The sequence below is a fragment of the Duganella sp. FT27W genome (assembly GCF_009295655.1).
In the GTDB taxonomy this organism is placed as follows: domain Bacteria; phylum Pseudomonadota; class Gammaproteobacteria; order Burkholderiales; family Burkholderiaceae_D; genus Rugamonas; species Rugamonas zoogloeoides.
This window is the reverse complement of the sequence record NZ_WHIV01000006.1, coordinates 24741-45131: the sequence shown is the minus strand read 5'-3', so window position 1 is coordinate 45131 and position 20391 is coordinate 24741. Positions and strand designations below refer to the sequence as shown.

General features: G+C 65.2%; 20 protein-coding genes. 15 read left to right on the top strand and 5 right to left on the bottom strand.

Annotation, left to right across the window (positions count from 1 at the left end; all coding sequences use genetic code 11):
* Positions 1 to 6: 6 nt before the first annotated feature.
* On the bottom strand, positions 7 to 738 hold the full coding sequence (gene hutC / locus F8197_RS25830) for a histidine utilization repressor (RefSeq protein ID WP_152884734.1): 732 nt from the start codon (positions 736 to 738) through the stop codon (positions 7 to 9).
* A gap of 130 nt (positions 739 to 868) precedes the next feature.
* Between hutC and ada the strand changes: the two genes are divergently transcribed.
* On the top strand, positions 869 to 1966 hold the full coding sequence (ada, locus tag F8197_RS25825) for a bifunctional DNA-binding transcriptional regulator/O6-methylguanine-DNA methyltransferase Ada (protein WP_152884732.1): 1098 nt from the start codon (positions 869 to 871) through the stop codon (positions 1964 to 1966).
* A gap of 25 nt (positions 1967 to 1991) precedes the next feature.
* On the opposite strand, the gene msbA is transcribed toward ada, so the two are convergent.
* The gene (gene msbA / locus F8197_RS25820; protein WP_373996982.1) at positions 1992 to 3839 is read right to left on the bottom strand and encodes a lipid A export permease/ATP-binding protein MsbA; all 1848 of its coding nucleotides are present in this window, start codon (positions 3837 to 3839) and stop codon (positions 1992 to 1994) included.
* Between the two features lie 96 nt (positions 3840 to 3935).
* On the opposite strand from msbA, the gene F8197_RS25815 reads away from it, so the two are divergent.
* The 8 genes from F8197_RS25815 to F8197_RS25780 all read left to right on the top strand — a co-directional run bounded on the left by F8197_RS25815 (position 3936) and on the right by F8197_RS25780 (position 14607).
* Positions 3936 to 5615, top strand: a complete 1680-nt coding sequence (locus tag F8197_RS25815; RefSeq protein ID WP_152884730.1) for an amidohydrolase — start codon at positions 3936 to 3938, stop codon at positions 5613 to 5615.
* Positions 5616 to 5702: 87 nt separating this feature from the next.
* Positions 5703 to 7400 carry a urocanate hydratase gene (gene hutU, locus F8197_RS25810; protein ID WP_152884728.1) on the top strand — a complete coding sequence of 566 codons (1698 nt, stop codon included), beginning with the start codon at positions 5703 to 5705 and terminating at the stop codon, positions 7398 to 7400.
* Positions 7397 to 8941 carry a histidine ammonia-lyase gene (gene hutH, locus F8197_RS25805; protein WP_152884726.1) on the top strand — a complete coding sequence of 515 codons (1545 nt, stop codon included), beginning with the start codon at positions 7397 to 7399 and terminating at the stop codon, positions 8939 to 8941. Before hutU ends, hutH begins: the two co-directional genes overlap by 4 nt.
* A 25-nt stretch (positions 8942 to 8966) precedes the next feature.
* Positions 8967 to 9755 carry an N-formylglutamate deformylase gene (gene hutG, locus F8197_RS25800; RefSeq protein ID WP_152884725.1) on the top strand — a complete coding sequence of 263 codons (789 nt, stop codon included), beginning with the start codon at positions 8967 to 8969 and terminating at the stop codon, positions 9753 to 9755.
* A complete protein-coding gene (locus F8197_RS25795; RefSeq protein WP_152884723.1) occupies positions 9752 to 11116 on the top strand; it encodes a formimidoylglutamate deiminase in 1365 nt (454 codons plus the stop codon). Before hutG ends, F8197_RS25795 begins: the two co-directional genes overlap by 4 nt.
* A complete protein-coding gene (locus F8197_RS25790; protein WP_152884721.1) occupies positions 11113 to 11700 on the top strand; it encodes a HutD family protein in 588 nt (195 codons plus the stop codon). The genes F8197_RS25795 and F8197_RS25790 overlap by 4 nt, the downstream gene beginning before the upstream one ends.
* 9 nt (positions 11701 to 11709) lie before the next feature.
* The gene (gene hutI, locus F8197_RS25785) at positions 11710 to 12930 is read left to right on the top strand and encodes an imidazolonepropionase (RefSeq protein WP_152884719.1); all 1221 of its coding nucleotides are present in this window, start codon (positions 11710 to 11712) and stop codon (positions 12928 to 12930) included.
* A 96-nt stretch (positions 12931 to 13026) separates the two neighbouring features.
* A complete protein-coding gene (locus tag F8197_RS25780; RefSeq protein WP_152885108.1) occupies positions 13027 to 14607 on the top strand; it encodes a glycine betaine ABC transporter substrate-binding protein in 1581 nt (526 codons plus the stop codon).
* Positions 14608 to 14791: 184 nt separating this feature from the next.
* On the opposite strand, the gene F8197_RS25775 is transcribed toward F8197_RS25780, so the two are convergent.
* Positions 14792 to 15283 carry a GNAT family N-acetyltransferase gene (locus tag F8197_RS25775; protein ID WP_152884718.1) on the bottom strand — a complete coding sequence of 164 codons (492 nt, stop codon included), beginning with the start codon at positions 15281 to 15283 and terminating at the stop codon, positions 14792 to 14794.
* A complete protein-coding gene (locus F8197_RS25770) occupies positions 15280 to 16188 on the bottom strand; it encodes a DMT family transporter (RefSeq protein WP_056137904.1) in 909 nt (302 codons plus the stop codon). Before F8197_RS25770 ends, F8197_RS25775 begins: the two co-directional genes overlap by 4 nt.
* A gap of 164 nt (positions 16189 to 16352) precedes the next feature.
* On the opposite strand from F8197_RS25770, the gene F8197_RS28690 reads away from it, so the two are divergent.
* From F8197_RS28690 to F8197_RS25760, 3 genes are all read left to right on the top strand, one after another.
* Entirely contained in the window at positions 16353 to 16490 is a 138-nt protein-coding gene (locus tag F8197_RS28690; RefSeq protein ID WP_164474757.1) for a hypothetical protein, read from the top strand.
* A gap of 39 nt (positions 16491 to 16529) precedes the next feature.
* Positions 16530 to 17036, top strand: coding sequence for a DNA-deoxyinosine glycosylase (locus F8197_RS25765; protein ID WP_152884716.1), 507 nt, complete (start codon positions 16530 to 16532; stop codon positions 17034 to 17036).
* A 91-nt stretch (positions 17037 to 17127) separates the two neighbouring features.
* The gene (locus F8197_RS25760) at positions 17128 to 17358 is read left to right on the top strand and encodes an addiction module protein (protein ID WP_152884714.1); all 231 of its coding nucleotides are present in this window, start codon (positions 17128 to 17130) and stop codon (positions 17356 to 17358) included.
* Between the two features lie 91 nt (positions 17359 to 17449).
* Here F8197_RS25760 and F8197_RS29515 read toward each other — a convergent pair whose 3' ends face one another.
* Positions 17450 to 17917, bottom strand: a complete 468-nt coding sequence (locus F8197_RS29515; RefSeq protein WP_373997000.1) for a Shedu anti-phage system protein SduA domain-containing protein — start codon at positions 17915 to 17917, stop codon at positions 17450 to 17452.
* 104 nt (positions 17918 to 18021) lie between these two features.
* Here F8197_RS29515 and F8197_RS25750 point away from each other — a divergent pair, with 104 nt between their 5' ends.
* From F8197_RS25750 to F8197_RS25740, 3 genes are read left to right on the top strand one after another with little or no spacing between them, the layout of a single operon-like run.
* On the top strand, positions 18022 to 18321 hold the full coding sequence (locus F8197_RS25750; protein ID WP_152884712.1) for a hypothetical protein: 300 nt from the start codon (positions 18022 to 18024) through the stop codon (positions 18319 to 18321).
* On the top strand, positions 18318 to 18659 hold the full coding sequence (tnpB, locus tag F8197_RS25745) for an IS66 family insertion sequence element accessory protein TnpB (protein WP_152884710.1): 342 nt from the start codon (positions 18318 to 18320) through the stop codon (positions 18657 to 18659). Before F8197_RS25750 ends, tnpB begins: the two co-directional genes overlap by 4 nt.
* A gap of 53 nt (positions 18660 to 18712) precedes the next feature.
* Positions 18713 to 20239 (top strand): IS66 family transposase, encoded by a 1527-nt coding sequence (locus F8197_RS25740; protein ID WP_152884708.1) that lies wholly within the window; start codon positions 18713 to 18715, stop codon positions 20237 to 20239.
* Positions 20240 to 20391: the final 152 nt, after the last annotated feature.

The following is a 20391-nucleotide window of genomic DNA, read 5'->3' as shown; positions in this document are numbered from 1 at the left end:
GGTGGGCTACTGGGTAAAGCTGCCGGCGAACTGGTAGCGGTGTCCCGGGTGCCACATGGTGGCGATGGTGGCGATGCGTCCGCCCGACATGGTCTGGCGGCGCAGCACCAGGCAGGCCTGGCGCACCTCGATGGCCAGCATGTCGGCGATTTCGCGCGGCGCCGGCAGCGCCTCGATGCTGTAGCTGGCGCCTTGCAGCGGCGCGGCCTGCATCAGGTATTCGTTGGGGGTGATGGCGCCGAAATCCTGTTCCATGTAGTCGGGCGCGCAGTCGGGATTGACCCAGCGGTCTTCCACCTGGATCGGCACGCCATTCTCGAAATGGATGATCACCGAGTGGAACAGCGGGTGGCCGGACGGCAGCTCGAACTGCTTGGCCATCAAATCGCTGGCCTTCAGCTGTTCCAGGTGTTGCAGGCTGCTGCGGTGGACGTGGCCGCGCGCGCGCACTTCCTCGGCGATCGACTTGATCTGCAGCAGCGTGGACTGGTATTTTTGCTGGGCCACGTAGGTGCCGGAACCCTGGCGCCGCGTGAGGACCTGTTCGGCGGTCAGCTCGCGCACGGCGCGGTTGACGGTCATGCGCGAGACACCGAACTGTTTGACCAGCGCCTGCTCGGACGGAATCACGTCGCCTTCCTTCCACACGCCGGCGCCGATCTGCCCCAGTAAATAATCCTTGATCCGCTGGAAAATCGGGGTATGGTCAGATGGTTGATTGTTTGCTTGCTGGTCCAAACCGCGTCTCCGTAGGCGCCCCCGGGCAGGCGGCTGACCGGCATTCTAGCATCGACATACAATTCGAAAGCAAGCGCCGGAGTGTGTGGGGCCGCGCCGGTGGCTACCATGGCCGCATTGCCATTCATTCATGGAGTACGAGATGGGTAACTCAGCTTTGTCCAGCCTGGCGTATGCCGACGATACCGCGCGCTGGGCCGCCGTGCAGGCGCGCGATGCCGGCGCCGACGACGTGTTCTGGTACTCGGTGCGCAGCACCGGCGTGTATTGCCGGCCCTCGTGCGCGGCCCGCCCGGCGCTGCGCCGCAACGTCGCGTTCCACGCCAGCCGCGCGGAGGCGGAGCAGGCCGGCTTTCGTCCCTGTCTGCGCTGCAAGCCCGACCAGCCACCGCTGGCCGCGCGCCAGGCCGCCATCGCAGCGCGTGCCTGCGCCCTGATCGACGCCGCCGCCCAGGCCGGCGATGACGCGCCCGACCTCGACGCGCTGGCGGCGGCGGTCGGCGTCAGCCGTTTTCATTTTCATCGCATCTTCAAGGCGGCCACCGGCATCACGCCCAAGGCCTACGCCAATGCCGGCCGTGCACGGCGGGTGCAGCAGGGACTGGCGCAGCAGGATTCTGTTACCGACACGCTCTACGCGGCCGGTTTCAATTCCAGTGGCCGGTTTTATGCGCAGGCGCCGGCGGTGCTGGGCATGACGCCGTCGGCGTTCCGCGCGGGCGGGCAGGGCGCGCAGATCCGCTTTGCGATTGCCGCCTGCTCGCTGGGCGCGATCCTGGTGGCCAGCACGGACCACGGCATTTGCGCGATCCTGATCGACGACGATCCCGATTTCCTGGTGCGCGACCTGCAGGACCGCTTCCCGAAAGCGGAGCTGATCGGCGCCGAGGCCGACTATGAACGGGTGGTCTCGCGCGTGGTCGGCATGGTGGAGCGCCCGGCACTGGGCCTGGACCTGCCGCTCGACGTGCGCGGCACGGCATTCCAGCAGCGCGTGTGGCAGGCGCTGCGCGCGATTCCCGCCGGGCGCACCGTCAGCTACGCCGAGCTGGCCGAACTGGTGGGCTTGCCCAAGGGAGCGCGCGCCGTGGCCGGTGCATGCGCGGCCAATGCACTGGCCGTGGCAATCCCTTGCCATCGGGTGGTGCGCAACGACGGCGCGATTTCCGGCTACCGCTGGGGCGTCGATCGCAAGGCCGCATTGCTCGACCGCGAACGGCAGGAGTAGCGCGCCCTGCGCCGGGCATCACGCTTTACGACGCGACCTGGGTGATTTTTTGCGTGTGGTACAGGCGCGCATACATGTCGTCGTTGGCCAGCAGCTGGTCGTGGCTGCCCACTTCGCGGATCTTGCCGCCGTCGAGCACCACGATGCGGTCGGCGTTCTCGATGGTGGACAGGCGGTGGGCGATGACCACCGTGGTGCGGCCCTGCATCAGGCGCTCCAGCGCCTGCTGTACCAGCCGTTCCGATTCGGTGTCGAGCGCGCTGGTGGCTTCGTCCAGGATCAGGATCGGCGCATCCTTGTAGATGGCGCGGGCAATCGCCAGGCGCTGGCGCTGACCGCCCGACAGGCGCAAGCCGTTTTCTCCGACCGGCGATAGATAACCCTGCGGCTGGCGCTCGATGAACTCGTGCGCGTGCGCCGCACGCGCGGCCGCTTCGATGCGTTCCTGCGACGGCGCCGGATCGCCATAGGCGATATTGGCGGCCAGCGTATCGTTGAACAGCACCACGTCCTGACTCACCAGCGCGATCTGCCGGCGCAGCGAAGCGAGCGCATACTCGCGCAGATCGACGCCGTCGAGCGTGATGGATCCGCCGCTCACATCGTAAAAGCGCGGCAGCAGGCTTGCCAGCGTGGTCTTGCCGCTGCCCGAGCTGCCGACCAGCGCCACCGTTTCGCCCGCGCGGATGTCGAGCGAGACATTATCGAGCGCCAGCCTGGCGTCGGCCACCAGTGGCTGGCCGTCGGCATCGAGGTACTGGAAGCTCACCTCCTTGAGCGACAGCTGGCCCTGGGCGCGGGTGGTGGTGTGTTGGCCGGTGTCGGCTTCCGTTTCGGTGTCGATCAGGCTGTACACCGAATCGGCGGCGGCCAGGCCCCGTTGCAGCGGCTCGTTGATCTTGGTAAGGTTTTTGATTGGCGACTGCATCGCCATCAGCGCCACGATGAACGAGACGAAGTCGCCGGCGGTGAGCGCCCCGGCCTGGTGGCGCAGCAGCGAAAAATAGATCACCGACGACAGCGTGATCCCGATCAGCAGCATGATTACGCCGGAGTTCAGGGCGGATGTGGCCGCGTGCTTGACCGCTAGTTGACGATTGAGTTTGACCACGCGGTCGAAGCGGGTCTGTTCGTATTCCTGACCGCCGAAAATTCTCACCACGCGCTGGCCGCTGATGCTCTCGTCGAGCACATTGGTCAGTTCGCCCATGGCCGCCTGCGCGCTTTTGCTCAGGTGGCGCATGCGGCGCCCGGCAAAGGTGACCACGGCGGCGACCAGCGGCATCAGGATCAGGCAGAACAGCGCCAGTTGCCAGTCCGAGACGAACATGGTGATCAGGTAGCCGATGGTGAGCACCGAATCGCGCACCGCCACGTTGACCACCGTAAGGCCGGCTTGCGCCACCTGGGCGGCGTCGAACGCCACGCGCGAGAGCGTGGTGCCGGTGGACGACTGGTCGAAAAAGCCGTTGGGCAGGCGCATGATGCGGGCGAACATGGCCTCGCGCAGGTTGGCCTGCACCCGGCTGCTGAGCCAGGCAGCGCCGTATTCGCCGATGAAACTCGACACCATGCGCATTACCGCCAGGCCGAAAATCACGGCGGGGATGCTCCACATCGCCGCGTCGGCAGTATTCTTGGGCAGGATGTCGGTCAGCCATTGCTGCGCCACGGCCAGCATGCCGGTGGCAGGCGGGCGCACGGCGCCGACCACGTGCGAGGGCGCCAGCGCATCGATCACGGTTTGCAGCTGGCGGATCAGGAGCACATCGGTGGCGGCGGCCAGGCCCACCGCGAACAGGGTGAAGAACCCGATCCACAGGTAAGGGCGGAATTCGTTGAGCAGGCGGTGATAGAGTTGGCGGCTGTTCACTGGGTTGTGGTGATTTCGGCGAAACCGCCATTGTACCCGTCCTGTCGATCTGCAAACTTCGCTACACTGGCAGCCTGGTACCGAATGGAGAAAACGATGCGCACCACCCTCAAGCGGCGCCTGCCGCTGGCCGCCGCCCTGGCGCTTGCCTTTACCGCCCTGGCCCCGGCCGCCCACGCCCAAACCATCATCGACCACGCCAACGGCTACACGCTGACGGCGGCCGGCGCCTTGCAGCGCTTCACGTCGCTGGCGTTCGACGCCCAGGGCAAGGTGGTGGTGGCCGGCAGCGAGGCGCAAACGGCGGCCGCACTGCCGGGTGCAAAGCACATCGATGCCCAGGGCAAGACCCTGCTGCCGGGGCTGATCGACGCCCACGGCCACGTGTTCGGGCTGGGCGAGATCGCCTCGGGCGTGGACCTGTTTTCCCCTACCTCGCTGCCGGCGGCCCTGCGCGCGGTGGCGGACTTTGCCCGCGCCCACCCGAAAAACGCCTGGATCATCGGCTATGGCTGGAACCAGGAAGCCTGGAAGCTGGGCCGTTTCCCCACTGCCGCCGACCTCGACGCGGTGGTGGGCGACCGTCCGGTGCTGCTGCGCCGGGTGGACGTGCATGCCACCTGGCTCAACAGCACGGCGCTGGCCATGGCCGGCATCACCAAGGACACGCCGGACCCCGCCGGCGGCAAGATCGAGCGCGACGCCAAAGGCAACCCCACCGGGGTGCTGGTGGACAGCGCCATGGCGCTGGCCGACAAGGTGGTGCCGCTGCCCACCCCAAGCCAGGCCCGCGCCATGCTCGACAACGCGCTGGCGCTGCTGGCCAAGTCGGGCCTGACCAGCGTGCACGACGCCGGCATCTCGGTGGCCGAGGATGGCATCTACCGCGACTACGCCGACCACGGCAAGCTCACCGCCCGCGTGTATGCCATGATCGGCGACACCGGCGCCGCCTTCGACGAGTTATCGAAGGAAGGACCGCTGAAAACCTACGCCAACGACACCTATGCGCTGGCCGCCGTCAAGCTGTTCTCGGACGGCGCGCTGGGCAGCCGGGGCGCCGCCTTGATCGCCCCGTACTCGGACATGCCATCGACGAAAGGACTGCTGTTCCAGCAGAACGCCGCCATGCAGGCCAAGATGGAAAAAGCGATGAAGGCCGGTTACCAGGTCAACGTGCACGCCATCGGCGACGCCGGCAACCACCAGATCCTCGACGCCTACGCCCAGCTGATCCCCAAGTACCAGGCCGGCGGCCTGCGCCACCGCATCGAGCATGCGCAGGTGGTCGCGCCCGAGGATATCCCGCGCTTCAAGGCGCTGGACATCATCCCGTCGATGCAGCCCACGCACGCCACGTCGGACCAGAACATGGCCGAGCAGCGGGTGGGACCTGAACGCATCAAGGGCGCCTACGCCTGGCGCACCTTCCTCGACCAGGGTTCGCGCATCGCCTGCGGGTCGGACTTCCCGGTGGAGCCGCCCGATCCGTTCGAAGGCCTGCACGCGGCCGTCACACGGCAGAACGCGGCCGGCGCGCCGACGGGCGGCTGGTACAAGAACCAGGCCATGACCCTGACCGAGGCGCTGCGGTGCTTCACGCTCGATGCGGCCTATGCGGCGCGCCAGGAAAATGTGATCGGTTCGCTGGAGCCGGGCAAGTGGGCCGATTTCATTCTGATCGACCGCGATATCTTCACGGCGCCACCCGAGCAGCTGGGCAAGACGGTAGTGCTGCAAACCTGGATGGGCGGCAAACGAGTCTATAAAAAATAGCGGCTAAAAAATACCGTCAAGGCGGTTGACTTGGTTGTATAGACAACCTATGCTAGGGGCACATTATCCCCATGAGCAGGAGCGACCATGAGCCACGACAACGATCCGCGTTTCGACGCCACCCGCGATATCCGCGCCCCGCGCGGCCCCGAGCGCACCTGCAAGAACTGGGGCGCCGAGGCCGCGTACCGCATGTTGCAGAACAACCTCGACAAGGAAGTGGCGGAAAATCCGCAGCACCTGGTGGTCTACGGCGGCATCGGCCGCGCCGCCCGCGACTGGGCCTGCTACGACCAGATCCTGGCCTCGCTGCGCGAACTGGAAGACAACCAGACCCTGTTGATCCAGTCCGGCAAGCCGGTGGGCGTGTTCCAGACCCACGAAGACGCGCCCCGAGTGCTGATTGCGAACTCCAACCTGGTGCCCAAGTGGGCCAACTGGGAGCACTTCAATGAACTCGACCGCCAGGGCCTGTTCATGTACGGCCAGATGACGGCGGGCTCGTGGATCTATATCGGCACCCAGGGCATCGTGCAGGGCACGTACGAAACCTTTGCCGAAGCAGGGCGCCAGCACTTCGGCGGCGATTTGAAGGGGCGCTGGGTACTGACCGCCGGCCTCGGCGGCATGGGCGGCGCCCAGCCTCTGGCCGCCACCATGGCCGGCGCGGTCTCTCTCACCATCGAGTGCCAGCAAAGCAGCATCGATTTCCGCCTGCGCACCCGCTACCTGGATAAACAGGCAGCCAGCATCGACGAGGCGCTGGCCATGATCGCCGCCCACCAGGCCAATGGCGACGCCATTTCCATCGGCTTGCTCGGCAATGCCGCCGACGTGCTGCCCGAACTGGTGCGCCGCGCCCGCGCGGGTGGCCTGGCGCCCGATTTGGTAACCGACCAGACCTCCGCCCATGACCTGATCAACGGCTACCTGCCGCAGGGCTGGACCGTGGAACAGTGGAAGGCCGCGCAAGCCGATCCGGCCCGCCACGCGGAATTGCAAGCTGCCGCTGCCGGCTCGTGCGCGGTACACGTGCAGGCGATGCTGGACTTCCAGGCGCTCGGCTGCAAGGTGGTCGATTACGGCAACAACATCCGCCAGGTGGCGTTCGACCACGGCGTGGCCAACGCCTTCGACTTTCCCGGCTTCGTGCCCGCGTACATCCGGCCGCAGTTCTGCGAGGGGCGCGGACCGTTCCGCTGGGTGGCGCTGTCCGGCGACCCGGAAGACATCTATAAAACCGACGCCAAGATCAAGGAACTGTTTCCGCACCACGCGCAGGTGCACCGCTGGCTCGACATGGCGCGCGAGCGCATCGCCTTCCAGGGCCTGCCGGCGCGCATCTGCTGGCTCGGTCTCGGCGAGCGCCACCTGGCCGGCGTGGCCTTTAACGAGATGGTGAAAAACGGCGAGCTGAAAGCGCCGATCGTGATCGGCCGCGACCACCTCGATACCGGCTCGGTCGCCAGCCCAAATCGCGAGACGGAAAGCATGAAAGATGGCACCGATGCCGTCTCCGACTGGCCGCTGCTCAACGCCCTGCTCAATACTGCCGGCGGCGCCACCTGGGTGTCGCTGCACCACGGCGGCGGCGTGGGCATGGGCTACTCGCAGCACTCGGGCGTGGTGATCGTGGCCGATGGCACCGATGCCGCCGCCAAACGGCTGGCGCGGGTGCTGGTCAACGACAGCGGCTCGGGCGTGATGCGCCACGCCGACGCCGGCTACGACACCGCCATCGCCTGCGCCCAGCGCAATGGCCTCAACCTTCCAATGATCAAATGACCATGACCCTCACCTTGAAACCGGGCGCGCTGACGCTCTCCGAATTGCGCGCTGTCTGGAACCAGGCCGTGCCGCTGGCCCTCGATAGGGAAGCCTATCCCGTGATCGAAGCGTCGGCGGCTGCCGTGCGCGCCATCGTCGCCAAGGGCGATGCCGCTTACGGCATCAACACCGGCTTCGGCCTGCTGGCCAAAACCCGCATCCCCGACGACAAGCTCGAACAACTGCAGCGCAACCTGATCCTGTCGCACTCGGTCGGTACCGGCGAGCTGGTGTCCGACGCCGTGTGCCGCCTGATCATGCTGATGAAAATCGGCAGCCTGGCGCGCGGCTACTCGGGCGTGCGCCCGCTCATCATCGACACCCTGGTCGCGCTGTACAACGCCGGCATCATGCCCGCGATTCCCGCCAAGGGTTCCGTGGGCGCCTCGGGCGATCTGGCGCCGTTGTCGCACATGACCTTGGCCATGCTGGGCGTGGGCCAGGTGCGCATGAACGGTGTGCTGATGGACGCCACCGAGGCCTTGCAGGCCGCCGGCATTGCGCCGGTGGTGCTGGCTGCGAAAGAGGGCCTGGCGCTGATCAACGGCACCCAGGTCTCGACCGCGCTGGCGCTGCACGGCCTGTTCATGGCCGAGCGTTTGCTGGAGGCGGGTTTTGTCTCGGGCGCACTGTCGCTCGATGCCGCCAAGGGCAGCGATGCGCCGTTCGATGCGCGCGTGCATGAAGTGCGAGGCCAGCCCGGCCAGATCGCCGCCGCCGCCATCTACCGCCAACTGGTGGCCGATAGCGCGATCCGCGCCTCGCACCTGGTGGGCGACGAGCGGGTGCAGGACCCGTACTGCCTGCGCTGCCAGCCGCAAGTGATGGGTGCCTGCTGGGACATCATCAACAACGCCGCGCGCACGCTGCTGATCGAAGCGAACGCCGTCACCGACAACCCGCTGCTGTTCAAGGACGGCGAACTGTCGGTGGTGGTCTCGGGCGGCAATTTCCACGCCGAGCCGGTGGCCTTTGCGGCCGACACGCTGGCGCTGGCGATTGCCGAAATCGGCAGCATCGCCGAGCGTCGCATCGCCCTGCTGATCGATGCGACGCTATCGGGCCTGCCGCCGTTCCTGGTGCCCGAGCCGGGCGTGAACTCCGGCTTCATGATCGCCCACGTCACGGCCGCCGCGCTGGCGTCGGAGAATAAATCGCTGGCGCACCCGGGCAGCGTGGACACCATCCCGACGTCCGCCAACCAGGAAGACCACGTCAGCATGGCCACGTATGCGGCCCGACGCCTGGACGACATGGCGCAGAACACGGCAGTCATCATCGGCATCGAGCTGATGGCGGCGGCCCAGGGCATCGACTTCCACCGCCCGCTCACCACCGCGCCGCACCTGGAACACGTGCACGCGCAACTGCGCCAGTCGGTGCCGTTCTTCGACGCCGACCGCTTCTTCGCGCCCGATATCGAGGCCGCCAAGGGCATGGTCATGCGCGGTGAGCTGAGCGCCTCGTGCCGCGAGTTGTTCACTTCCTTGCACCCTTAACTGTCAGCTATAACCCGGAGGCGATATGGACTACCAGTTCCAGGCCGGCACCATCCCGTTGCTGGTGTCCATGCCCCATGTGGGCACCGACATCCCCGACGAGATCGCGGCCACCATGACGGCAGCGGCCACCGACCGCCAGGACACCGACTGGCACCTGGCGCGCCTGTACGGCTTTTTGCAGGAGATGGGCGCATCGACCATTGCGGCGCGCTGGTCGCGCTACGCGATCGACCTGAATCGCCCGCCCGAGAACACCAACCTGTACCCGGGCCAGGATACCACCGGCCTGTGCCCGGTCGATACGTTTCATCGCGAGCCGCTGTACGTCGATGGCCGCGTGCCGGACCAGGCCGAAGTGGAGCGGCGCCTGCAGCACTACTGGCAGCCATATCACGCGCGGCTGCGCGCAGAACTCGACCGCCTGCTGGCCATCCACGGCCGGGTGGCGCTGTGGGACGCGCATTCGATCGCGTCCAGGGTGCCGCGCTTTTTCGAGGGCAAGCTGCCCGACCTGAACTTCGGCACCGCCGACGGCGCCACCTGCGCGCCGGGACTGGCGCATGCCGTGGTGTCGCGCGCACTGGCACAGGATCGCTACAGCGTGGCGGTCAACGGCCGCTTCAAGGGCGGCCATATCACGCGCTTCTACGGCCGGCCTGACGCCGGCGTCCATGCAATCCAGCTTGAAATGTGCCAGTCGGTGTACATGGACGAGGAGGCGCCGTATGGCTACCGTTCCGACCTTGCGGCGCAGGTGCAGGGCCTCTTGCGCGCGATGACGCAGGCGGCGGCCAACTGGGTGCAGCCATGAACCAGCTGTTCGCCCGCCACGCTTTGCTGCCCGATGGCTGGTGCGCTGACGTGCTGCTGGAATGGAACCAGGCCGGCGACCTAGTTGCCGTCACGCCCGGCAGCGCACCGGCAGCAGGCATCGAATGCGTGGAATACGCGCTGCCCGGCATGATCAACCTGCATTCGCACAGCTTCCAGCGCGCGCTCGGTGGCCGCACCGAGTTCGCCGGTGATAGCCATGACAGCTTCTGGACCTGGCGCGACCTGATGTACCGCTTCGCACGCAACATCACACCCGACCATATCGAGGCGATTGCCGCCCAGCTGTTTGCCGAATGCCTGCGCCACGGCTACACCTCGGTGTGCGAATTCCACTATGTGCAACGCCAGCCCGATGGCGCGTGGTACGACCGGCCGGCCGAAACCGCCGAGCGCGTGATTGCTGCCGCACGGTTGGCGGGAATCGGCGTCACCATGCTGCCGGTGTTGTATAGTTATTCGGGATTTAACGACAGTCCCCTGAAGCCGGAGCAGCAGCGCTTTCGCACCGATGCCGATGACGTGCTGCGCGTAATAGAGGCCTTGGCGCCGCTGCGCGACGGCCAGACCGAGGTGGGCGTGGCGCCGCATTCGCTGCGCGCGGCATCCATCGCGCAGATCAACGCGGTGCTGGCGGGCTTGCCGCCCGAGCGACCGGTGCATGTGCATATTGCCGAGCAGCAGGCGGAGGTGCAGCAAGCGCTGGCGCATACCGGCCGGCGTCCGGTGCAATTATTGTTCGACCAGGTGGCGGTCGATGGCCGCTGGTGTCTCGTCCATGCAACGCACCTGAGTAGCACTGAAGTGCGCAGCATCGCTGCCAGCGGCGCGGTGGCGGGCTTGTGTCCCACCACCGAGGCCAATCTGGGCGATGGCCTGTTTCCGCTGGAGGATTTTCTCGCGGCGGGCGGACGGTTCGGCATCGGCAGCGACAGCCATGTGTCGCAAAGCCCGGTGGAGGAATTGCGCTGGCTCGAATACGGCCAACGGCTGCACCATCAGCGCCGCAATATCGCGGTGTCGAAAGAACAGCGCCAGGTGGGCGAGTTTCTGTGGCAGGGCGCCTTGCAGGGCGGGGCGCAGGCGGCGGGGCGGCCGGTGGGCGCGCTGGCGCCGGGCCGTCGCGCCGACCTGCTGGTGCTCGATGATGGTCATCCCAACCTGTGCGGCCTGGCGCTGCACGAAGTGCTGGGCAGCCTGATTTTTAGTGGCAACGACAACCTGGTGCGCGATGTCATGGTCGGCGGCCGGTGGGTGGTACGCAACGCGCAACACGTGGCGCAGCAGGCGATTGCTGCGCGCTTCAAGCACACGATGGCAGAACTGAGGGAGTTCCGATGAACCGGTTAATCCAGTACGCAAGCCTGCGGCCCACGCCGTGGAAGAACGGCGGCGGCGTCACCACCGAACTGGCGATGTCGCCGCCCGGCGCGGGTCTCGACGATTTCGACTGGCGCGTGAGCCTGGCCAGTATCGCCGAGGATGGTCCGTTCTCGCAGTTTCCCGGCGTGGACCGCACGCTGGTGCTGGTCGCCGGCGACGGCGTGCTGCTCGACTTCGGCGACGAACGCGTCGTGCTCAGTCCCAGCGAACCGCTGGTGGAATTTGCCGGAGAAGACCCGGTCCACGCCACCATTAGCGGGCCAATAAGTGGCCAGCCCACGCTCGACTTCAACGTCCTGACCCGGCGTGGCCGCTACCGTCACCGGATCGAACCGTTCGTGGTGTGCGGCAGTGTGCCGCTGCCGCGCCGCAGCGGTACCACGCTGGTGTTCCTGGCCGACGGCGAGAGCCTGTCGGTGGGCAGTGCGCGCGAGCGGCTGGCGCTGGTGCGCTACGACCTGCTGGTGCTCGACGGCGAACAGGCCTGGACGCTGGAATCGGCTCAGGCCACGGTGTTCGTAGTCGATCTGATCGCCAACTAAGGGCTGCCCATGGCGTGGGACGTGTTGTTTACCAATGTGCACCTGGCCACCATGGCCAACGATGACGGTTATGGCGAAATCCTCGACGCCGCAATTGCGGTCAGGGATGGCCGCATCGTGTGGCTGGGGCCACGGGCAGCGCTGCCCGACGGCCAGGCCGCCGTCGTGCACGATGGCGGCGGCTGCTGGCTCACGCCCGGCCTGATCGACTGCCACACCCACATCGTCCACGCCGGCAGCCGCAGCGGCGAATTCGAAGCGCGCCTCAATGGCGCCACCTATGAAGATATCGCCCGCGCCGGCGGCGGCATCATGTCCACCGTACGCGCCACGCGCGCCGCCAGCGAAGACGAACTGCTGGCGCAAAGCCTGCCGCGCGTGCACAACCTGCTGGCCGAAGGCGTGACCACCATTGAAATCAAGTCCGGCTATGGCCTCGACCTGGAGAACGAGGCGAAAATGCTGCGCGTCGCCCGCCGCATCGGCCGCGAGCTGCCGGTGCAGGTGGCCACCACGTTTTTAGGCGCGCACGCGCTGCCGCCCGAATACGCAGGCCGCGCCGACGACTATATCGACGCCGTGTGCGCGATGATCGCGCCGCTGGCCGGCGAGGGACTGGTCGATGCGGTCGATGCCTTCTGCGAGCGCATCGGCTTTTCGCACGAACAGACCGAGCGCGTATTCCAGGCAGCGCACGCACGCGGGCTGCCGGTCAAGCTGCACGCCGAACAGTTATCGGACCAGCGTGGCGCCGAACTGGTGGCGCGCTACGACGGCCTGTCCGCTGACCATCTCGAACATCTGAGCTCCGAAGGCATCGCCGCCATGGCCGCCGCCGGCACCGTGGCTGTGCTGCTTCCCGGCGCCTATTATTTTTTACGCGACACCAATGCGCCGCCAGTCAGCGCCTTGCGCGCGCTCGGTGTGCCGATGGCCGTCTCGACCGACTGCAATCCCGGCACCTCGCCCATGACCTCCGTGCTGCTGGCGATGAACATGGCATGTACCTTGTGGCGCCTGACGCCGCAGGAAGCGCTGGCCGGCTGCACCGTGCACGCGGCCCGCGCGCTGGGCCTGCACGACCAAGTGGGCACACTGGCCGTGGGCAAGCGCGCCGATTTCGCGCTGTGGCGCATCGACCGCCCGGGCGAGCTCGCGTACTCGATCGGCTTCAATCCGTGCCAGGGCGTGGTCAATGCCGGCGTGTGGCGTTCGCCACGGGGGCTTTGAGCCGGCAAGTCCGACCGATGGTAAGCTGACCGGATTGACCATGAATCTGGAGACTTTGTGCGTGCAAGACCGCCAGCCTGGCTGACCCTGATTTTCATGCTGTGTGCCCTGGCCGGCACAACGCATGCTGCTGACGATACCCTGCATGTCGGCTCCAAGCGCTTTACCGAGTCGTACATCCTGGGCGAGGTGCTCACCCAGGTGGCCGCGCCGCACGCGAAAGTCACGCACCTGCAAGGCCTGGGCAACACCGCCATCGTGCTCGCTGCCCTGCAGGCTGGCCGCATCGACGTCTATGCCGAGTACCTGGGCACCATCGACCTGGAAATTCTCAAGCACCCGCAGGCGACGTCGCTCGAGCAGATCCGCAAAGAGCTCGCGACCATGGGCCTCGGCGTGGCCGTGCCGCTAGGGTTTAATAATACCTATTCGCTGGCGATGCGCGGCGACGCCGCCAGCGTGAAGAACGTCGCTGACCTGGCCCGACAGCCAGCGCTGCGCTTCGGCCTGTCGCACGAATTCATCGGTCGCGCCGACGGCTGGCCGGGCCTGGCCCAGCGCTACGGCCTGCCGCAGCGCCCGCAGGGACTCGACCACGGCCTGGCGTACGAGGCCTTGCGCCAGGGCCAGACCGACGTCATCGACATCTATTCCACCGACGCCAAGATCCGTCAGTACGGCCTGCGCGTACTCGACGATAACCTCGGTTACTTCCCCCGTTACGATGCCGTGCTGCTGTACCGGCTGGACGCCGCCAAACGCTTTCCAGCTGCATGGAACGCCATCGAAAAGCTGGAAGGACGGATCAGCGCCGACGCCATGATCGCCATGAATGCCTCCGCCGAAATCGACGGCAAGAATTTTACCGAGGTGGCGCGCGCGTGGCTGGCGGCTGGCGGCCTGACTGGCGCCACTGCCAAGGCGGCAAGCAGTACAGCAGCACCCTCTACTGCCGCTTTGACCACAGCAGCACCGACGACGTCGGCACCGACCACTGGCGCATCGACCGCCGCAGATGCCCGGCTGCCGTCGTCCTGGCGCACCGGCCTGGCCGGCAAGATATTCGACGACAACCTGGGCCGCCTCACGCGCCAGCACCTGACGCTGGTGCTGGTGGCCGTGGGCCTGGCTTGCCTCGCCGGCGTGCCGCTCGGGGTGCTGGCGGCGGTGTATCCGCGTTTGCGGCAAGTGGTGCTGGGCGTGACCGGCGTGCTGCAAACGGTGCCGTCGCTGGCGCTGCTGGCCTTGCTGATTCCGTTACTGGGCATGATCGGCACGGTGCCGGCGCTGATCGCGCTGGTGGTGTACGCGCTGCTGCCCATCGTGCGCAACACGTGCACCGGTTTGCTGCAAGTGTCGCCCGGCTTGCGCATGGCGGCGCTGGCGCTCGGTTTGCGTCCAGGCCAGCGGCTGTGGCTGATCGAGCTGCCGCTGGCGCTGCCGGTGATTTTGGCCGGCGTGAAGACGGCAGCGGTGATGAGCGTGGGCACGGCCACCATTGCCGCGTTTATCGGCGCCGGTGGTTTCGGTGAACGCATCACCATCGGCCTGGCGCTCAACGACAACCAGATGCTGCTGGCCGGCGCGATTCCGGCGGCGGTGCTGGCGCTGCTCACGCAAGCCGTGTTCGAACTGCTCGAACGTGTCGCCAGCCGCGCGCCCGCGCCACGGCTGTAAAGCCGGCGGTGCAAGGCTGCCGGTTTATGTAAAGCCGTGTAAGCAGGTTTTATGGCGCGTAAGGGTTTGTAATGACAAACCTGATGCGGGCAGGGCACGGCTATAGTGAAGCCGTCGAAACATCTCCCTTCCCCCTGACACCGGGTTCAGTCCCGCGATGACTTCCCGTGTCGCGGGAATTTTTTTAGCGCTGAGCGGAGAGTTGGGTCAGCGCGTCGCCGGTGACGCGGCAGATGCGCCAGTCGGGCATGATGGTCGCGCCCATGCCTTCGTAGAACGAGATCGCGCTGGCGTTCCAGTCCAGCACCGACCACTCGAAGCGGCCGCAGTCGCGCTCGGTGGCGATTTGCGCCAGCGCGACCAGCATCTGCTTGCCGTAACCGCGGCCGCGCATGGTCTGCTTGACGTACAGGTCTTCCAGGTACAGGCCTTTCTTGCACAGGAAGGTAGAGAAATTATGGAAGAACAGCGCAAAGGTGACAACTTCGCCGTCGGTTTCGCCGACGATGGCCTCGCAGGTGGGCTTGTCGCAAAACAGCGCTTCGTGCAGCATGGCTTCGTCGGCGACGACCATGTGTTCGAGCTTTTCAAACACGGCCAATTCGAAAATCATGCCGAAGATGGCAGGGATGTCGGCCGGTTCGGCCGGGCGGATGATCAGTTCTGATGTACTCATGTAGTTTTGACGGTAACAGAAGGTGGTTGCAACGCCCAGGCGACGCTGGACAGACACAATACCATGCCTGCCCATTCGATTGCGCCGGGACGGTAATGTTCAAGCTGGATCGACAGCAGCACCGAGATCACCGGCGTGACCACGCCGATGTACACGGCCTTGTCCGAGCCGATGCGGTGGATCAGCGTGAAGTAGGCGGCAAACGCGATTACCGAGCCGAACAGCGACAGGTACAGCAAGCCCGCCCAGTACTGCGGCGCGCCGGACACGGTGAACCGCTGGCCGCTCACCAGCACCCACGCCGCCACCAGCAGGCTGCCCCAGGTCATGGCCCACGCCATGCCGAGCAGCACATTCGGCGACTGTTCGCGCACCTTGATCACCAGCAGGTTGCCGACCGTGCTGGCAATCGTGGCCAGCAGCGCCAGGACCAGGCCCAGCAGGAAGTGGCCGTTGCCGCCTGCCGACAGGTCGCGCCAGGCGCCCGCAATCGAGTGCGAAAACAACAGGATCACGCCGAGGATGGCCACGCCGCCTGCGGCAAAGGTGCGGCGGCTGACCGGCGTGCCGAAGGCGTAGCGGTTGAACAGCGGGTTCCAGAACACCATCAAGGCAAACAGCACCGCTACCAGGCCGGAGACCAGGTATTGCTCGGACGTGTAAGTGCAGATATAGCTGAGCGCAAACGTGGCCAGTCCCTGCGCCAGCAGCCAGCGCTGGGCGCGCCACGGCAGCCACAGCTTGTCACCGCGTATCGCGCACCAGGCGAACAGCACCGCACCAGCCAGGCCAAAGCGGTAGGCCACCGAGACGGCGGGTGCAACGTCGCCCAATTGCAGCGTGATGGCGAAGAAAGTGGAGCCCCAGATCAGGCAGGCGGTGACGAAGAGCAGGGGCGTTGACATCGAACAAGTATAGCTGTCCGGCCGGTAACTTGCCTAGCCGCCATTTTTTAAAACGGTGCAACAGCCGTGTTGGCTTCTCTCATTAAATTATGTAAAGACAAGAGAAAATTATCAAAAATGAACTATGATGAATTTGTATCTACCCACTTGAACCGGAGGCGGTCATGAACACCGCGCTGCAAATTAAAGTAGTTTCCGTGATTCTCTACGTTGCCGTGAGCACCTCCCTGGTGCTGATGCTGTCCGAAGAACCGATCCAGAGCGCGGTCCAAACCCTGTTCGGCCACTCGTTGTTCCGTTGACCGCTACAATTGCCGCCATCTTCAATCAAGGATGGCGCAATGGAACGAAAACAGTGCTTCGCCGCGGTCGTAAACGCCAACACGCGGCTGCTGGTGCTGGGCAGTCTGCCTGGCGAAAAATCGCTGGCCCAGGCGCAATACTACGCCCACCCGCAAAACCGCTTCTGGATGCTGATGTCGGCCGTGATCGGCACCGACCTGGTGCCGCTGCCCTATGAAGAGCGCCTGCAAACCCTGCTGCGCCACGGCGTCGGTGTATGGGACGTGGTAGCGCAAGCCCACCGCACCGGCAGCTTAGATAGCGCCATCCGCCACCGCGACGACAACGACCTGCCGGTCCTGCTGGCCAACCACCCCCACATCACCGCCATCGCCTTCAACGGCGGCACCGCCCACAAGCTGGGCATGAAAGTGCTGGGCGAACATGCCACGCGCTACCGCATCGCGGCGCTGCCGTCGAGCAGCCCGGCGTATACCTTGGCATATGCGGAGAAGCTGGCGCGGTGGGGGGCGTTGAGGGAGTTGCTTGGTTTGCCTGAGACTTGATGCCGAAATCAGGATTTAGTTGCAGCGATTGTTTTCGGACCGAACTGAGCAGCGCTTCCAAGGAGTAGGATAAGGCTTCAAGGAGGATGCCATGCAAACACCAGTTGAATTGATCACTACAGAGGCAATGAAGCTTACGTCGGATGAGCGTGAAGTGATCGTGCAAGTGCTGATCGCCAGTCTTGTGTACGATGCGGAGGCTGACGAAGCCCTGGCGGTCGAGGTCGAGCGTCGGATTGCTGAAATTGAAAATGGAACCGTCAAGGCTATTCCCATGGATGAGGCATTGGCGCAGGTTCGGGCAGAACTTTCAAAAATCTGAGTTTGGAAAATTCTACTTTTAAACGCGATCATTTGCCGGGAGGATTACCTCCTTTGAAACAGGAAGCGTTCCAAAGTATTCACCATTTTGTTCAATAGCGTCGAAGTTTTCGGCTCCAGGAGTCCCATGATTCGAGCCTAATTCGCGGATTAAAGGAAATTTCGAATTCGTGCCGCAGCCGGCTCTCAAGCTCGTCGTCCACCGTTCTGCCTCCGATGACAACATATTGAATGTTGACATCTTTGTTAGGATCAACTTCAAGTTTCGAAATCGGTCCGAGAAAAGCGTTATGCGTGGCGTCTCCGTTCTGGGCTCGCTGACGTATCCTATGCATGTGTTGTCGAAATTCTTCGTAATGACGATAAATGTATCCTAGCCTTGCCCCAATTTGCTGTCGCGCCTCGTTGAACTTGGCGTTGATGTTGCCGTAGCTCGACTGCGACGTTAAGTTAAAGTCGGCACCCTTGATTTCGATTAGAGTTATGTCAAGGCGCGAACGCCCAGAGAACAAGGCGAAATCGACACGACCGTTGTCTAGTGGGAGTTCTGAGAAACCAATATATTCATCGGCTGGTTGAGCATATAACGTAAGCGTCCAACCAATCCACCTGTAACGCCAACGCCATCGTCGGCAAAATCGAGGTTTTCATTTCAAGGAACCTCATGGCAAATCCACGAACACCTGCAGCGATCTGGCGTGAACGGGTGGCGCACTGGCGTAGCAGCGGTCTGCCAGCGCACGTATATGCCACGGAAAATAACCTGTCCGTAGATCGTCTGCGATATTGGTCTGCACGCATCGGTCGCGAGGCGCAAGGCGCGCGGTTGTTGCCGGTACGTGTGCAGCAGCCCATGACCGCCGCCACGCCGCTGGAGCTGCGCAGCCCCTCCGGCTGGCTGATGCGGATCGAGGCCGGTGTCGATCCGGCCTGGCTGGAGGCGGTGCTGCAGGCGCTGCAATGAAGCTGTTGCCCGATGCAATCTGGCTGGCGATCGAACCGGTCGATATGCGCACCGGTGCCGACGGACTGTCATTGCACGTGCAGCAGGTGCTCGGGCGTGCGCCATGCGACGGTACGACGTACGTGTTCAGCAACCGGCGCCGCACGCGCCTCAAGCTGGTGTGCTGGGACGGCACCGGCGTGTGGATGTGCTTGCGACGCCTGCACCGCGGACAGTTTGTCTGGCCACAAGCGGACGATACGTGCTGGCAAATGAGTGCGGAGCAGTGGCATTGGCTGGTCGCCGGCGTGGACTGGCGGCGGCTGTCGGCAACGTCGCAGGCTCAGTGGCGCTTGTGACGCCGTAAACTGTTTTCCTTGTAAACCTCGTCCATGCTCGGTAAACTACCGTCATGGACCTGCTCAACGAACTCGCCCGCACCAATATCGATCCGGCCCTGCTGGCGCAGGTGCAGACGCTGTTCGCGCAGCAACAGGCCAAGCTGGCCGAGAAGGATTTCAAGATCACCGCGCTCACGCACGAGCTGGCCTACTATCGGCGAGTACGCTTCGGCAAGGCCAGCGAAGCGCTCGTCGGTGAGCAACGCCTGCTGTTCGAGGAAACGGTCGATACCGACCTGGCCGCCATCGAGGAGGAGCTCGAAAGCCAGGCGCCGGCCAAGCGGCAACTTCGGCGCGCCGGCCGCCAGCCGCTGCCGCCTCAATTGCCGCGCATCGACCACCGCCACGAGCCCGAGTCGTGCCAGTGCGGCCACTGCGGCGCCGACCTGGTCAAGATCGGCGAGGACGTCAGCGAGCAACTGGACGTGGAGCCGGCGCGGTTCCGGTTCTTCGTGCATCGCCACATCCGTCCGCAGTACGCCTGCCGTCCTTGCGAGACGGTGACGGCCGCGCCGATCCCGCCAGCGGTCATCGATGGCGGCATGGCCGCCGTGGGGCTGCTGGCGTGGGTCGCTGCCAGCAAATATCTCGACCATCTGCCTTTGTTCCGGATCGAGCAGATCGCCGCCCGGCAGGGCGTGCCGCTGGCGCGCTCGACGCTGGCCGAGTGGATCGGGCGCATCGGCGTGGCGCTGCAGCCGCTGGCCGACAGGCTGGCCGAACTGCTGCGGCAACACGACTGCCTGCATGCCGACGAAACGCCGGTGCGCCAGCTTGACCCTGGCAGCGGCAAGACACGCCACGCCTACCTGTGGGCTTATCGATCAGGCGTCCATGACGATGGCCCACCAATCGTTGTTTTCGACTACCAGACCAGCCGCGCTGGCGCCCACGCGCGCGCGTTCCTGCATGGCTGGCGCGGCCACCTGATGGTGGACGACTACGCCGGCTACAAGGCCCTGTTTGCCGACGGCCCCACCGAACTGGCCTGCCTGGCCCATATCCGGCGCAAGTTCTTCGACGTGCACGCCGCCAGCGGCAGCCCCGTCGCCGAAGAGGCGTTGCGCCGCATCGCGGCGCTGTACGCGATCGAGCAGCAAGGCGCCGGACTCGATCCGCCGCAGCGTCTTGCGCTGCGCCAGCGCCAGGCCATGCCGGCGCTGGCCGAGTTGCGCGCGTGGTTGCTGACGACCCAACGCGCCGTCGCCGCTGGCAGCGGCACGGCCAAGGCCGTCGATCATGCGCTCAAGCGCTGGCCGGCGCTGGAGCGCTATGCCGGCTCGGGCACGCTGCCGATCGATAACAATCCGATCGAAAATGCTATCCGTCCGATTGCTATCGGCAAGAAAAACTGGCTCTTTACCGGCTCGGAGCGGGCCGGCCGACGTGCCGCCGCTATCCAGAGCCTGTTCGCTACCGCCAAGCTCAACGGACTTGATCCGGCGCGCTGGCTGGCCGATGTAATGGAACGTCTCCCGACGTGCCCCAACAGCCAGATCGATTCGCTGTTGCCATTCCCGGACTTTATCCAAACCTAAATACGCTGTACAGGTGGGGCGGCTGGCCGCTTACAGTCAGTGTGTGAAGTGTCGCACTATGTGATATAGTGAGCCCATGTTGGCGATAGGCGAAGTGTCGCACTATGTGATATGATCATGGCTTGGTAACGATAAATTTGAGATATGGCCGC